13 protein-coding genes are annotated in these 14,233 nt (G+C 62.6%); 8 read left to right on the forward strand and 5 right to left on the reverse strand.

Going from position 1 to position 14,233, the window contains the following annotated elements:
- Positions 1–5 precede the first annotated feature (5 nt).
- Positions 6–1,478: a leucyl aminopeptidase gene (locus Q1A53_RS09685; RefSeq protein ID WP_299965667.1), complete on the forward strand. Its 1,473-nt coding sequence runs from the start codon at positions 6–8 to the stop codon at positions 1,476–1,478.
- A 5-nt stretch (positions 1,479–1,483) separates the two neighbouring features.
- The gene (locus tag Q1A53_RS09690; RefSeq protein ID WP_299965669.1) at positions 1,484–1,942 is read left to right on the forward strand and encodes a DNA polymerase III subunit chi; all 459 of its coding nucleotides are present in this window, start codon (positions 1,484–1,486) and stop codon (positions 1,940–1,942) included.
- Between the two features lie 115 nt (positions 1,943–2,057).
- Here the strand turns inward: Q1A53_RS09690 and Q1A53_RS09695 are convergent, their stop codons facing one another.
- The 3 genes from Q1A53_RS09695 to Q1A53_RS09705 are packed head-to-tail and all read right to left on the reverse strand — an operon-like array spanning position 2,058 to position 5,235.
- A complete protein-coding gene (locus Q1A53_RS09695) occupies positions 2,058–2,639 on the reverse strand; it encodes a TIGR02281 family clan AA aspartic protease (RefSeq protein ID WP_299965670.1) in 582 nt (193 codons plus the stop codon).
- A 51-nt stretch (positions 2,640–2,690) separates the two neighbouring features.
- A complete protein-coding gene (locus Q1A53_RS09700) occupies positions 2,691–3,317 on the reverse strand; it encodes a MarC family protein (protein WP_299965671.1) in 627 nt (208 codons plus the stop codon).
- Between the two features lie 55 nt (positions 3,318–3,372).
- Positions 3,373–5,235, reverse strand: a complete 1,863-nt coding sequence (locus tag Q1A53_RS09705) for an ABC-F family ATP-binding cassette domain-containing protein (protein WP_299965672.1) — start codon at positions 5,233–5,235, stop codon at positions 3,373–3,375.
- Positions 5,236–5,367: 132 nt separating this feature from the next.
- Here Q1A53_RS09705 and ndk point away from each other — a divergent pair, with 132 nt between their 5' ends.
- On the forward strand, positions 5,368–5,790 hold the full coding sequence (gene ndk, locus Q1A53_RS09710) for a nucleoside-diphosphate kinase (protein WP_299965674.1): 423 nt from the start codon (positions 5,368–5,370) through the stop codon (positions 5,788–5,790).
- 61 nt (positions 5,791–5,851) lie between these two features.
- Here ndk and Q1A53_RS09715 read toward each other — a convergent pair whose 3' ends face one another.
- Complete coding sequence (locus Q1A53_RS09715) at positions 5,852–6,181, reverse strand: TfoX/Sxy family protein (RefSeq protein ID WP_299965676.1); 330 nt, start codon at positions 6,179–6,181, stop codon at positions 5,852–5,854.
- Between the two features lie 324 nt (positions 6,182–6,505).
- Complete coding sequence (locus Q1A53_RS09720; RefSeq protein WP_299965678.1) at positions 6,506–7,183, reverse strand: hypothetical protein; 678 nt, start codon at positions 7,181–7,183, stop codon at positions 6,506–6,508.
- Between the two features lie 246 nt (positions 7,184–7,429).
- On the opposite strand from Q1A53_RS09720, the gene Q1A53_RS09725 reads away from it, so the two are divergent.
- From Q1A53_RS09725 to Q1A53_RS09745, 5 genes are all read left to right on the forward strand, one after another.
- A complete protein-coding gene (locus Q1A53_RS09725) occupies positions 7,430–10,672 on the forward strand; it encodes a chemotaxis protein CheB (RefSeq protein WP_299965680.1) in 3,243 nt (1,080 codons plus the stop codon).
- 102 nt (positions 10,673–10,774) lie between these two features.
- The gene (locus Q1A53_RS09730) at positions 10,775–11,701 is read left to right on the forward strand and encodes a choline ABC transporter substrate-binding protein (protein ID WP_299965682.1); all 927 of its coding nucleotides are present in this window, start codon (positions 10,775–10,777) and stop codon (positions 11,699–11,701) included.
- Between the two features lie 40 nt (positions 11,702–11,741).
- A complete protein-coding gene (gene choW, locus Q1A53_RS09735; protein ID WP_299965685.1) occupies positions 11,742–12,578 on the forward strand; it encodes a choline ABC transporter permease subunit in 837 nt (278 codons plus the stop codon).
- Positions 12,575–13,606, forward strand: a complete 1,032-nt coding sequence (choV, locus tag Q1A53_RS09740) for a choline ABC transporter ATP-binding protein (RefSeq protein ID WP_299965687.1) — start codon at positions 12,575–12,577, stop codon at positions 13,604–13,606. The genes choW and choV overlap by 4 nt, the downstream gene beginning before the upstream one ends.
- 129 nt (positions 13,607–13,735) lie before the next feature.
- Complete coding sequence (locus Q1A53_RS09745; RefSeq protein WP_299965690.1) at positions 13,736–14,224, forward strand: twin-arginine translocation pathway signal; 489 nt, start codon at positions 13,736–13,738, stop codon at positions 14,222–14,224.
- Positions 14,225–14,233: the final 9 nt, after the last annotated feature.

The raw sequence follows: 14,233 nt of genomic DNA on the forward strand, positions 1-14,233 counted from the left end.
TCCCCATGACAACGCCCACCGCCGTTCGCTTTTCCGAAACCGATATCGAGCGGTTTGCCGCCCATCGGGGCCGCATTGCGCTGATCGTCGATGCGGAGGGCCGCATGGATACGGCGGCGCGGCGCGTCAACCGGCTGAGCAAGGGGGCGTTGAAACGGGCGGTTGAGGCGCGGATGGAGGACAGCTGGCAGGCGGGCGACATCCTGACGCTGGCCTATCCGGCGGGGATGGACGCGGAGGCGGTCGATGTCTTGTGTCTGGGTCGCAGTGCCGATGAGACCGCCGCCCGCGAGGCGGGCGCGCTGCTGGGCAAGTCCCGCGGCAAGTCGGATCTGCTGGTGGCCGTGGGCACCCTGCGCGGGGCCGCGCATCTGGTGCAGGGTGCTGTGTTGCGCGACTATGCGTTCCGGGATCACAAGACCTCCGGCGCGGCACCCGCGGGAACCATCGAGGTGATGTGCAAGGACCCCTCCGAGCTGGAAGCGGCGGCGGCACCCTTGCTGGCGGTGGCTGACGGCACCTTCATGACCCGCGATCTGGTCAATGAGCCAGCGAACATTCTGACCACGACCGAGTTTGCCGACCGTCTGGCGGAGATGAAAGAACTCGGCCTCAAGGTCGAGGTGTTGGAAGAGGCGCAGCTGGAAGAGCTGGGCATGCGGACGCTTCTGGCGGTGGGGCAGGGATCGGCCAGCCCCTCCAAGGTGGTGGTCATGCAGTGGAAGGGCGGTGAAAAGGACGCAGCCCCGCTGGCCTTGATCGGCAAGGGGGTCGTCTTTGACACCGGTGGCATCAGTCTGAAACCGGCCGCTGGCATGGAAGACATGACCATGGATATGGGCGGCGCCGGCACCGTTGCGGGCGTGATGCGCGCACTGGCCCTGCGCAAGGCCAAAGCCAATGTGGTGGGTCTGGTGGGTCTGGTGGAGAACATGCCCTCCGGTACGGCGATCCGCCCCGGGGATGTCGTCCGCTCCATGAAGGGCGACACGGTCGAGATCCTGAATACGGATGCCGAGGGGCGGCTCGTGCTCTGTGATGTCATGTGGTACACGCAAGAGCGGTTTGAGCCCGCGGGGATGATTGATCTGGCGACGCTGACCGGTGCGATCATCATCGGGCTGGGCCATGAGAATGCCGGTGTCTTTTCCAATGATGACGCGCTCTGTGATGCGTTCCTGAAGGCGGCCAAGGCCGAGAGTGAGGGCGCCTGGCGGATGCCGCTCGGCAAGGCCTATGACGATATGCTCAAAAGCCCCATTGCGGATATGAAGAACATCGGCGGGCGGCCCGGTGGCTCGATCACCGCGGCGCAGTTCCTGCAGCGTTTCGTCAAGGATGGCACGCCCTGGATCCATCTGGATATTGCGGGCGTCGCCTCGCTGAAATCAGCCAGCAAGCTGGCGCCCAAGGGCGCGACAGGTTGGGGCGTTCGCGCGCTCAACCGGCTGGTGGCGGACATGTTCGAGACAGGCTGAGCCCCGTGGGCCGTGCGATGTTCTACCATCTGACCCGGCGCCCTCTGGAAGAGACGCTGGCGATGTTGCTGGGCAAGGCGCTGGCGGGGGACATGCGGGTCGTGGTGCGCGGAGCCGACCTGGGCAATCTGGGGCGGCTGGACGAACGGCTGTGGCTGGGACCGGAGGAGGGGTTTCTGCCGCATGGTCTGGCCGGGGGCGAATACGATGCGGCGCAACCGGTCTTGCTGACCACGGATGCCGGGATACCCAACGGTGCGCGCTGCCTCATGAGTGTGGACGGGGCAGAGGTCGATGCGGCGGAGGTCGCGGCGCTGGACCGCGTTTGTGTGCTGTTTGACGGCAATGACGAGGCTGCACTGAGCCGGGCACGCGGACAGTGGAAGGCGCTCAAAGACGCAGGTGTGAGCGCGCAGTACTGGTCCGAGGAAAGTGGCCGCTGGGAGATGAAGGCGGAGACCTGATTGGGGGTCTGGGTGGGCGGTTGCATCTGACTGGACTGTAACACTGGTGCTCTATGGCCCCCACTGCCAACAGCGCAGTCGCCGTTGACCTGGGCGAGGATTGCTGCGCTGCCGGTCAGCGGGTGAGGGTCAAGGCCCCGCCCGCGATCTCGATCCTGCCCCAGTGCTGGAGGTAGCTCATGCCCAAGAGGCTCTGCTCCATGTCACCGCCATTGACGACAGCCGGAATATCCGTGTCGCTGGCCGGACCGACGGTGATGCTGTCGAGCCGCACCGGCGCAGTGGCGACGGCACCGTTGGCTGTCATGGCACGGCCCACATAGTCGAGGCTGTCGGGGTCGAGCCCCGCGCGTGCGGCATCGGCCTTGGTCAGCACGGGCATCGTCGCTCCGGTATCCACGATAAAGCGCACGGGCGTGCCGTTGACCTCTGCCGTCAGATGGTAGTGGCCATCGGGGCTGCGCGGCACGACGATGCGGCCTTCGTCGGCGAAGACGGCCTGTTGCGGCCGGACCGACTGGCTGATGTCGCCCCAGAGCCCGTAGGCGGCGACGACACCCACAAAGATCAGCCCCCAGACCGCGGCCTGCTGCAGCAGCTTGTTGGTGGACATCCGGTTTTGCATGAAGAACCAGCCCCCGACCATCACGCCGAGAAGGATCAGGTAGATCAGACTGCCGGTGTCACCGCTGCTCATATGCATCCCTTGAAGGTCATGCTCTATACATAGGGTGGCTGCGGTGAATTGTCAGCCCGGACCCGGCCCGAACCCGAAGGCGCTGAGCCCGTCGAGCACGAATTGCACCGACAGCGCGGCCAGCAGCATCCCCAGAAGTCGGGTGACCACGGTGACGCCGGTCTTGCCAAGGGCGCGTTCGATCACGCCGCTGGCCAGGAAAAACCCCAGCACGATCAGCATGACAATGCCTGTGGCGCCCAGCACATGCGCCGTCCCTTCCCAGTCGGGCCGCTGGCCCATCAGCAGGATCACGGAGGCGATGGCGCCAGGCCCCGCGATCAGCGGGATGGCCAGCGGGAAGACCGACGGGTCGTTATGCTCTTCCTCGCTCTGGTCCTCGCGCCGCCGGGTGCGCCGCTCAAAGAGCATGTCGAGTGCCGTGAGAAACAGCAAGATGCCGCCCGCGACCCGGAAGGCGGGCATGGAGATGCCGATGAAGGCCAGCAGCGCCTCACCAAAACCCGCAAAGGCGAGCAGGATCGCCACGCCTATGCCGGTGGCGCGGATCGCGATCCGCCGACGTGCCGCATCGGTCATGCCTTGGGTGAGCGCCACGAAGAGCGGGGCAAGCCCGATGGGGTCGATCACCACGAACATGGTGACGAAGGCCGTGATGAAGAAGGCGGTATCCATCATGGTTTTTCTTGGGGCTTTGCCCCAAACCCCAGAGTTTTTCTGGCAAAGTGAAAGATCATCCCGGCTGTGCTTCTTCGAGCTTTTCCAGAGAGCTCATCCAGAGCGCTTCTGCGCGGTCCAGCGCCGCCATCACTTCGGCATATTTGCGGTTCCAGACTTCGAGTTCGCCGGTTTTCGTGTCTTCGTAGAGGGCCGGGTCCGCCAGTTTCTTGGCCAGTTTGTCGCGCATGTCGTTGAGCTTTTCGACGCGGGCCTCGGATTTGCGGGCCTCCGATTTCAGCGCGAGGATCTGGTCTCGGCTTGCGCGTTTGGGTTTGGAGACTGTGGCGGGTTTCTTGCTGTTTTTTCCCGCGGGTTTGGCCGGGCTCAGCAGCATCTGGCGGTAGGCTTCCAGATCATCCTCGTAGGGTTTCACCGTGCCGTCCGAGACCAGCCAGAGCCGATCCGCGACCATCGACAGCAGGTGCATGTCGTGGCTGACGAGGATCACGGCACCCGAGTAGGCGGTCAGCGCTTCGACCAGCGCCTCACGGCTCTCGATGTCGAGGTGGTTGGTGGGCTCGTCGAGGATCAGCAGATGCGGCGCGTCGAGCGTGGCCAGCAGCAGCGACAGCCGCGCCTTTTGCCCGCCCGAGAGCCTGCCTACTTTGGTTTCCGCTTGATCGGGACCGAGGCCGAAGCCTGCCAGCTGCGCGCGCAGTTTGGAATGGAGCACCCCGGGGCGGGCCGAGATCATGTGTTGCAGCGGGGTCTCGTTGATGTGCAGCTCGTCCACCTGATGCTGGGCGAAAAAGCCGATGCGCAGCTTGTTGGACTGGACCGATTTGCCGCTCATCAGGGTCAGACGGTTGCTGAGCAGCTTTGACAGGGTCGATTTGCCCTGTCCGTTCTTGCCCAGAAGGGCGATCCGGTCGTCCTGATCAATGCGCAGGTTGAGGCGGCTGAGCACGGGATCGTCGGTATAGCCCACAGACCCCCCCTCGATGGAGATGATGGGCGGCGAGAGTTCCTCGGGTTCGGGGAAGGTAAAGACGCGCCGCGCCACCTGTTCGGGGCTGGCGATCATGTCCATCTTTTCGATCATCTTCAGACGCGATTGGGCCTGTTTGGCCTTGGAGGCCTTGGCCTTGAAGCGGTCCACGAAGGCCTGCATGTGATCGCGTCGGGCCTGCTGCTTCTTGGCCATGGCGGCCTGCAGCGCGCGTTGCTCGGCGCGTTGGCGGGCGAATTGATCATAGGGCCCCTGGTAGAGCGTCAGCTTGCGGTCTTCGAGATGCAGGATCGCGCCCACCGCACGGTTCAGCAGCCCGCGGTCGTGGCTGATGATGATGACCGTATGGGGGTAGCGCGCCAGGTAGGCTTCCAGCCAGAGCGCGCCTTCCAGATCGAGGTAGTTCGTGGGCTCGTCAAGCAGGAGCAGATCCGGTTGCGCAAAGAGCACGGCGGCAAGGGCGACGCGCATCCGCCAGCCGCCCGAGAAATCAGAGCACGGCATGCGTTGTTCCGCATCCTCAAAACCGAGACCCTTGAGAATGCTGGCGGCGCGGCCTTCGGCGGACCAGGCGTCGATGTCGGCGAGCCGTGTCTGCACCTCGGCGATGCGGCCGGGATCCTGCGCGGTTTCGGCCTCTGCCAGCAGCTCGGCCCGTTCGGTGTCAGCGGCCAGCACTGTGTCGATGAGCGAGGTGGCCGAGGACGGCACTTCCTGAGCGACACCGCCAATGCGCGCGCGGCTGGGCAGCGAGAACTGGCCGCCGTCAAGGCCCAGCTCACCGCGGATGATGCGAAAGAGCGTGGTCTTGCCCGCCCCGTTGCGTCCCACCAGACCGACCTTGTGGCCGTCGGGGATGACGGCGCTCGCGCCCTCAAAAAGCGGGCGGCCCTCGACCGAATAGCTGATGTCTGAAATGCGTAGCATGGCCGCGGTGTGCCGCATCGCAGGCCAGGCGTCAATCGCCGCTTTTCAAGGGGGATGGCCCGTGTTAGGGACCCGCGAAATTCCAGGCCCGGGGCGGTTGACAGCCCCGCGCATAACTTCACGGAGACACCCATGGCCCTTGAGCGCACCTTCTCGATCATCAAACCCGATGCGACCCGCCGCAACCTCACCGGCAAGATCAATGCCAAGTTCGAGGACGCAGGTCTGCGCATCGTCGCGCAAAAGCGCATTCACATGACCAAGGCGCAGGCCGGTGTGTTCTACGCTGTGCACGCCGAGCGCCCGTTCTACGATGAGCTGTGCGAATTCATGGCCTCCGCGCCCGTGGTCGTACAGGTGCTGGAAGGCGAAGGCGCCATCTCCAAGAACCGCGAAGTGATGGGTGCCACCAACCCCGCCGATGCAGAGCCCGGCACGATCCGCGCGGAATTTGCCGAGAGCGTTGGTGAAAACTCCGTCCACGGCTCCGACGCGCCGGAGACAGCGGCAATCGAGATCGCCTATTTCTTCTCCGGCATGGAGCTGGTGGGCTAGGCAGCCGCCGACGACGAATGACAACGGGCCTTCCGTAGGGGAGGCCCTTTTTCGTTGGGGGTCAGCGGGCGGGCCGCACCCCGATCTGATCCATCATCCGCTCAAAACCGGCTCTGTCTGCGTCAAAGGCCTCGGCCTTGATGGCGTCGAACCTTTTGCGCAGGGCGGTTTTCTCGGCACCTTTGCAATCGTTCCACGGACGATCCTGCAGACCCATCACCAGCACGTAGTAGCCGATGAAATGCGGTTTGGTGCCGGTGCGCAGCAGTTTCGCGTAGGCGGCATCCGCGCCAAGCTCGCGCAGGGCCTCCGCCGTGGGGATGCCCGCGGCGAGGCACGCGGCTTCAAAGGCGGGGCCGAGATTGCGGATAGAGGAAACGGGCGCGGGCATGCGTGGCACCTTAAGCCCTGCATGCCGACTGTGTCACGTCACAAATGCGCTCAGATACTCGCGTAATCGGTGATCCGCGGTGCGGGCGCTGGCTGGGGCTTGCGGCTGTCGTTTCCGCTCGCGGTTTGTGTGGGTTTGGCTGGTTGTCGGGGTGTTTGGGTCTGTGCCATGGGGATGATCCTTTCGGCTGCCGCGCCGACGATGACGCAAGACCGAGTGTCCCCGGCACAGTGTGCCATGACGCGGCACAACTGTGGCTACATCATGGTTTTTCGCGTCAGTTTGAGACGATTTGTCGGAGAACCCCTAAGCCCTGCAGCGACCTCAGACGGGTGGTAATTGCCGCGGCTGCGGCTGATGTTCGGCGCTGAGGTGCGCCTCGGTTCCCGCTGCATGCCCGATGCCTGCGTGATAGATGAACCGTTTGAGCAGTTCCGTGTGAAACTCGAACTCCCGCGCGCGCTCGGAAAACCCTGTCGGCAGCCTGTCGCGCGTGTCGTGCTGGCCATACTCCAGATCCCGGCACATGTTCAGAAGCGGCAGGCAGATGTCGGCCAGCACATTCGCCGCCAGCCGTTCGGCGTGGTTGGAGTAGGGCGCCTGAAAACCGATATCGGCATGAAAGGCGTTGTTGATCGAGCCCATGAACTCCTTGAAGCGCAGAATGGCATTGCGCACACCATCGTTGGCTTCCATCACCAGAAGGTGCACACCCGACAGCGCCAGACCCGGCACCTCGACCAGGAATTCGGGCAGTGACAGGACGTGGGCACCTGTGGGAACCGATCGGATGCAATTGCGGATGGCGTCGGCAAGCCGCGTGACAAAGACCTCGTCCAGCTCGCCCACATGCTGAAAGGAGATCCTGTTGCGAAATCCACGCCCCAGCACTTCGCACGAACGCACATGGACAACCCGGTCGGCCTTGAGCGTCAGGTTGACGGTCAAAACGCGATCGGACAAATCCGAAGGCAAGGGCGCGACGATGTTTGTATTTATCATGAAAGTGATCCGTATATGCGGAGTAGCTTCCGCTAAAGTGCCCTAGAAGATGCTCACAAGTATGAACCTACCGTACGGTGCCTGTTGCGTCACGCCCGGATAAATATAAACGAGCGGATGACCTTCAGGTTGAATATATGGTAAAGAACTTCATAATTTGCAATTAAGAGTTGCAAGGTCGAGGAGAGGCGCACGATGGGCGAGAACAGGCCTGCGCGTTAATATGTCTGGTGGGAGACGTTGGTTGTGGATGGGGCAGACGTAGAAGAACTTACGATCATTGGGATCGGATCGTCGGCAGGTGGTCTGGAAGCGATTCGTGAACTGGTGGCTACGCTGCCGACTGATCTGAATGTGGCCTATGTGGTGGTGCAACACATGTCACCGCATCACAAAAGCCTCATGACGGAATTGGTGGCGCGTCAGACCAGCCTGGTGGTGCGGGATGTGATTGATGGCACCATGCCGGAACCCAACGTCATTTACGTGACACCGCCCAAAACGGACGTTGTCTACGCGGACGGTAAGCTGACGCTGGTCAACCCCAGCCACGAGGTGGCCTCACCGAAACCGTCCGTGGACCGGTTTTTGCTGAGCCTTGCCGATGAGCATGGTGAGAAGTCCATGGCGGTGATCTTGTCCGGCACGGGGACCGATGGCGCCTACGGTGTGCAGGCGATCCGCGAGGCGGGCGGCATCACCATCGCCCAGGACACCGAAAGTGCCAAATACGACGGCATGCCGATGGCGGCCATGCAGACCGGCTGCGTCGATCTGGTGCTGCGCCCCTTCGAGATCGGCACGCACTTGCAAAAGATTCTGACCAGCCCGCGTGATTTCGATGATTTCCGGATGGAAGCGTCGGAAAAGAGCCCGTCGTCGGATCTGTTGCAGATCCTGCTGGCGCGCACCCGGGTGGATTTCCGTGAGTACAAGCAGACGACCATCAACCGGCGGATCGAACGGCGGATGATCGCGCTCGGCATCGAGAACCACGAGGAATACACGCAGTTCTGCCGCGTGAACCCCAATGCGGTCGATGCGCTGTTCAAGGATCTGCTGATCTCCGTGACCCGCTTTTTCCGCGACAAGGGAGAGTTCAAAGCCCTCCGGGAGCTTCTGCCCGGTCTGTTGGAAAAGAACGGCAGTCGGCCGTTCCGGGTGTGGATTGCGGGATGTGCGACGGGGGAGGAAGCCTACTCCATTGCCATTCTGCTCTGCGAGGCTCTGGGTGGCGCAAAGGTCCAGTTGAAAGACCACGTGCAGATCTTTGCCACCGACATCGACAAGGATGCACTGGAGGTGGCGCGCAAGGGTGTCTACGGGCTTGCGGCGCTGAACGACATTCCCAAGGAGCTGTCGGACCAGTATTTCATCCAGCAGAACGACGGTATCCGGGTGATCGATTCGCTGCGCTCGGCCATTCTGTTTTCCGACCACAACGTCTGTCAGGACCCACCGTTTCAGAAGGTTGATCTGCTGTGCTGCCGCAACCTGCTGATCTATTTCGGCAACGCGCTCCAGCACAAGGTGATGTCACGCTTCCACTATTCCCTGACCGAGACGGCGCTGATGTTTCTGGGGACGGCAGAATCCGTCGCTGGCTCCGACGAATTGTTCATTCAGGACAGTCAGTCGGCGCATATCTATCGCCGCCGGTCCATCCGCCGGTCTGATCCGGCGCCGTTTTCCGCGTCGCGCAGCGCCGTGCCACAGCGCACGCCCTCCGCCATCCCGACGAAATCGAAGTCACCTGGTCATTCGACCGACCGACAGATGTTCGAGGCGCTTGCCCTGTCGCTGGGCAAGAATTCCATGCTGGTCACCGATGAATACTCGATCGTTCGGATCTACGGCAACGTCAGCCCCTACGTCGAGATGAATGAGACCAGCAATCTCAAGATGCACATTGATCTGTTGCGGCGACCTTTCCGGGAGGAGGCGCGCAGCCTGGTGACCTTGTCGCTCAAGAACGGCGAGCACCGCTCTGGCGTGCGTCACTTGTTGGCGGAGGGTGATGACGCGGAAATCAGGTTGGATGTCTACCCGATCATCGCCCGCGACATCAACGAACGCGCCGCGCTGGTGGTGTTTACCGAATATGAAGTGGACCGGGCCAAGGCGGCGGAGGCCAAGGCGCACACGGGCGACGAACCCTTTGAAAGCGACCGGATCCGCTTGCTCGAAGACGAGGTGGCGACCACCCGCGAGGCGCTGCAGCAGACCATCGAGGAACTGGAAACCTCGAACGAGGAACTGCAGTCGCTCAACGAGGAGCTGCAGTCGACCAACGAGGAGCTTCAGGCCACCAACGAAGAGCTGGAAACATCCAACGAAGAGCTTCAGTCCACCAACGAAGAGTTGATAACCGTCAACGAGGAACTGCAGGTTACCGCCGCTGAGCTGAGCGGGCGGACGGGCGAGCTGATGTCGGTACTGGAGACAGCGCCACTGGCGATCATGGTGCTGGATACCGCGTTGCAGATCAGCCAAGCGACAAATGCCGCCGCCGAGATGTTCGGGCTGACACGGCCCGTGTCCAATCCGCATATCAGCCAATGCGTATTGCCGGACAATTGCCCGTCGCTTGCGCCCATTTGCAACGAGACGCTCAAGCTGGGCGAGCCGATCACGCGCGAGTTTACCTCGAAAGGGTCGCGCTACAAACTCACCTGCTCGCCGTTCTTTGACATGCGCGGGCAGATGAAGGGCTCCACCATGGTGATCTCGGAGTTCCCGGGACTGGCGCAGGAGCTTGATCTGATCCTGGACCACGCGGAAATTTTCATGCTCAACCGCACGCCGGACGGTAAAATCCTGCGGATTAGCCAGAAATCCGCCGCGGTGCTCGGTACCACGCGGCGTGACGCAGAAGGGGAGAATTTCTTCAAGCTGGCCAACAAAGCAACCGCAGACGCCGTTAAACAGCGTGACAATGAGTTGATGAGCAGTGCCAACGGTCGGGTCCGCTTCGTCAATAGCGTCGTGTCCAAGGAGACGGGCGAAACCTACTGGATGAACACAGAGAACTTCATCTTTGCCGACCCGCTGCTGAACGAATCCTCGATCTACACGGTCGGGACGGACATCTCAGAGGTGATCGAGGCCCGCGACAATGCCAAGGATGCGCTGGCCCAGCTGGAACTGCTGCAGGATCTGGCCAAGGTTGGATTCTGGTCGCTGGATCTCGAAACCAAGGAGATCCATTGGTCTTCGGAAGTCTACCGGATCCACGGTGTGGATCCCGATACCGCGCCACCTGACCTGAAGGCAGCGATCCAGTACTACGAGCCCGAGGACCGTGAGATGGTCGAAGATCATGTCAACGAGGTGATCGAGAACGGTGGGGATTTCCATTTCAAGCATCACCTGATCAACAAGCAGGGTGAGAAGGTGATGGTGGAATCCTTCGGGCTGGGCCGGCCGGATGCCACGGGCAACGTCAACCGGATCGTCGGCGTTTTCCGGGAGCTGCCAGCGGAGAACTGAAACCCGTCAGGGTTCCGTGTGTCGGGCAGGGTGCGGGCTTTCGCCTTGACGCTCCCCAAGGTGCCGCGCATCAATGTGCCAAAACCAATCGGGAGAACGGATATGAGTGTTAAGACAACGGCCAGCGCCCTGGCGCTGATGACCTGCGCGGGCATGGCAGCGGCGGAGTGTTCGGAAGTTACCTTTTCGGATGTGGGCTGGACGGACATCACCGCGACAACGGCAGCGACGACGGTGATCCTCGACGCGCTCGGCTATGAGACGGACATCAAGGTGCTGTCGGTGCCCGTGACCTATACGTCCATGGCGCAGGGCGATGTGGACGTCTTCCTGGGCAACTGGATGCCCACGATGGAAGGCGACATCGCGCCTTACCGGGAGGAGGGCACGGTTGATACCGTCCGCGCCAATCTGGAAGGGGCAAAGTATACGCTTGCCGTGAACAAGGCCGCCCAAGACCTAGGGATCAAGGATTTTTCCGACATCGCCACCCATGCGGATGCGCTGGATGCGGAGATTTACGGGATCGAGCCCGGGAACGACGGCAATCGCCTGATCCAGTCGATGATCGACGGTAACGCCTTTGGTCTGGGTGAGTTTGAAGTGCGCGAAAGCTCCGAACAGGGGATGCTGGCGCAGGTGGACCGGGCAACCAAGCGCGACCAGCCCATCGTGTTCCTCGGTTGGGAACCGCATCCGATGAACGCCAACTTCGACATGGGCTATCTGACCGGCGGCGATGACTTCTTCGGCCCTGATCTGGGCGGGGCCACTGTCTACACCAACACGCGGGCGGGGTATGTCGCCGAGTGTCCCAACGTCGGCGCGCTGCTGAACAATCTGGAGTTCACGCTGGCCATGGAGAACGAGATCATGGGGGCGATCCTGGACGATGGTGAGGCGCCCGAGGATGCGGCGACCGCGTGGCTGACGGCCAATCCCGAGGTATTCACCGGTTGGCTCGACGGTGTGACGACACTGGACGGGGGCGATGCGACAGCCGCGGTCAAGGCGGCACTCGGTCTGTGACCGGCAACATCTGGCGCAGGTGAAACGGAAAGGATAGCCGATGCTCGACTGGCTGACTGACACCAAGATTCCGGTCGGCAAGACGGCAGCGGCATTCTTCGACTGGTTGCAGATTAACGGTGCCTGGGCCTTTGATGGTCTGGCCATCGGGATGGAGGCGATGATTGACGCCATCCTCTGGGTGCTGCAGACGCCGCATCCGTTCGTGATCATCGCCGCTTTTGTAGCACTCACATGGGCGTTGCAGCGCAGCTGGAAGGTCTGCCTTTTCGTGGCGCTCGGCTTTCTCTTTATCCTCAATCAGGACTACTGGGAGGAGATGACCGAGAGCATCACGCTGGTGCTCTCGGCCTGCGTGGTGTGCATGGCCATCGGGGTGCCCATTGGAATTGCGGCGGCCCACCGCCCGCGGCTCTTTCAGGCGATGCGCCCGGTGCTGGATCTGATGCAGACACTGCCGACCTTCGTCTATCTCATTCCTGCCATTGTGTTTTTCGGCATCGGGATGGTGCCTGGGTTGATCGCCACGGTCATTTTCGTGGTGCCTGCGCCCATCCGTCTGACACATCTGGGGATCAGCTCGACGCCGAAGCCGCTCTTGGAAGCAGCGGATGCCTTTGGCGCCACGCCGTCGCAAAAACTGTGGAAAGTGGAGCTTCCTTACGCGCTGCCGCAGATCATGGCCGGGCTCAACCAGACGATCATGCTGTCACTGTCCATGGTGGTGATCGCGGCCCTTGTGGGAGCCGATGGGCTGGGTGTGCCGGTCGTGCGCGCGCTCAATCAGGTGAACACCGCGCTCGGGTTCGAGAGCGGGTTCATCATCGTGGTGGTGGCGATCATGCTCGACCGGATGCTGCGGGTGGACCGCAAATGACAAAGGCGGTTGAGTTCGATGCAGTCTCCATCGTCTTCGGAGACAAACCCAAGGAGGCGCTGCCGCTGATGGATCAGGGGCAGTCGCGCGCGCAGGTGCAGGAGGCCACCGGTCAGGTGCTGGGTGTGCATGACTGCTCGCTGTCCGTGGAGGCTGGTGAGATCCTGGTGCTGATGGGCTTGTCCGGCTCCGGTAAATCGACGCTCTTGCGCGCGGTCAACGGGCTGAACCCGGTAGTGCGCGGTGCCGTGCGGGTACACGATGGGGATTGGTCCTGCGATGTGACCCGAAGTACCGCGCAGGATCTGCGGCGTGTCCGGCGCGAGTGTGTGTCGATGGTGTTCCAGCAGTTCGGGCTGCTGCCCTGGCGCACGGTCCGCGACAACGTGGCCCTGGGGCTGGAGCTTGCGGATGTCCCCCGGAAAGACCGCGTCGCCCGGGCCGAACGGCAGCTGGAGCTGGTGGGTCTGGCCGATTGGGCGGACCGCAAGGTAGGCGAGCTGTCGGGTGGCATGCAGCAGCGCGTCGGGCTCGCCCGGGCCTTTGCGACGGAGGCACCCATCCTGTTGATGGATGAGCCGTTCTCTGCGCTGGACCCGCTCATTCGCACGCGGTTGCAGGATGAGCTGCTGGATCTGCAGCGGGAACTGAAACGGACCATCGTCTTTGTCAGCCACGATCTGGATGAAGCGTTCAAGCTGGGCGACAGCATCGCCATCATGGAAGGCGGGCGCATCGCGCAGTGGGGCACCCCGCAGGAGATCTTCTCCAACCCGGTCAATGACTATGTGGCCGATTTCGTGGCGCATATGAATCCATTGGGCGTGCTGTCGGCGGCTGACGTGATGGAGCCGGTCGGGTCTTCGCCCGACCGGACCGTGGGCGCGGGCACGGAGGTGGAGGCGGTGATGCGTCTGCTGCTGGAAAACGACGAGCCTCTGGGCGTCGAACGCGGTGGTGAAGTGGTCGGTCAGGTGACGCAACGGGGTGTGCTGGCCCGGATCCTTGATCCGCGAAAAAGCGGTTGATCTTGCCGCATCTCACGCAGGTTTGACCGGAACCGGGGCGCATCGGTCCGGGGGCGTTTGGGCATTCCGACCTGCGGCCTTATATCTCGGGTGAGACAGACGAAATGCCAAGCCAAGGGAGAGAGACCCATGACCAAGACAGATCTTCATCGTCGTCATCTGCTGGCCGCCGTTGGCGCGGGCCTTGTTACCGCCGCTGCCGGGGTGACCACGCCTGCCCGTGCGCAGACACTCGCGCCGACGCCCTCCATGCGCGGTGGATCCAACAACTACCGGCCCGGCGCGCCCATCGTGGAGCGCATTGGCGGTGGCGGCTTCTGGATGAGCGGGACTGTCCGCCGCGCAAGCGATGGTGCGCCATTGCCCGGTCAGCGCATCCAGATCTGGGCGCACACCACCGAAGGGCATGAGCGGGACGAACGCAGCCACGGTGCCACGCTGACCGATGCAGACGGTGTCTTTCGGCTGGAGATGCCGCAGATCGTGCCTGCCTTCGGTCAGCCGCACGCCCATCTGGCCTATGATAGCGGCGCCTTTGAGACGGTCTTTCTGCGCCCGGTGATGGGCAGTGCCCGTGATACCTCGCTAGAGGCGCATTTCGTCCTGCAGCCGGTCTGACCCGAGCTT

The organism is uncultured Roseobacter sp. (genome assembly GCF_947496515.1).
In the GTDB taxonomy this organism is placed as follows: Bacteria; Pseudomonadota; Alphaproteobacteria; order Rhodobacterales; family Rhodobacteraceae; genus Roseobacter.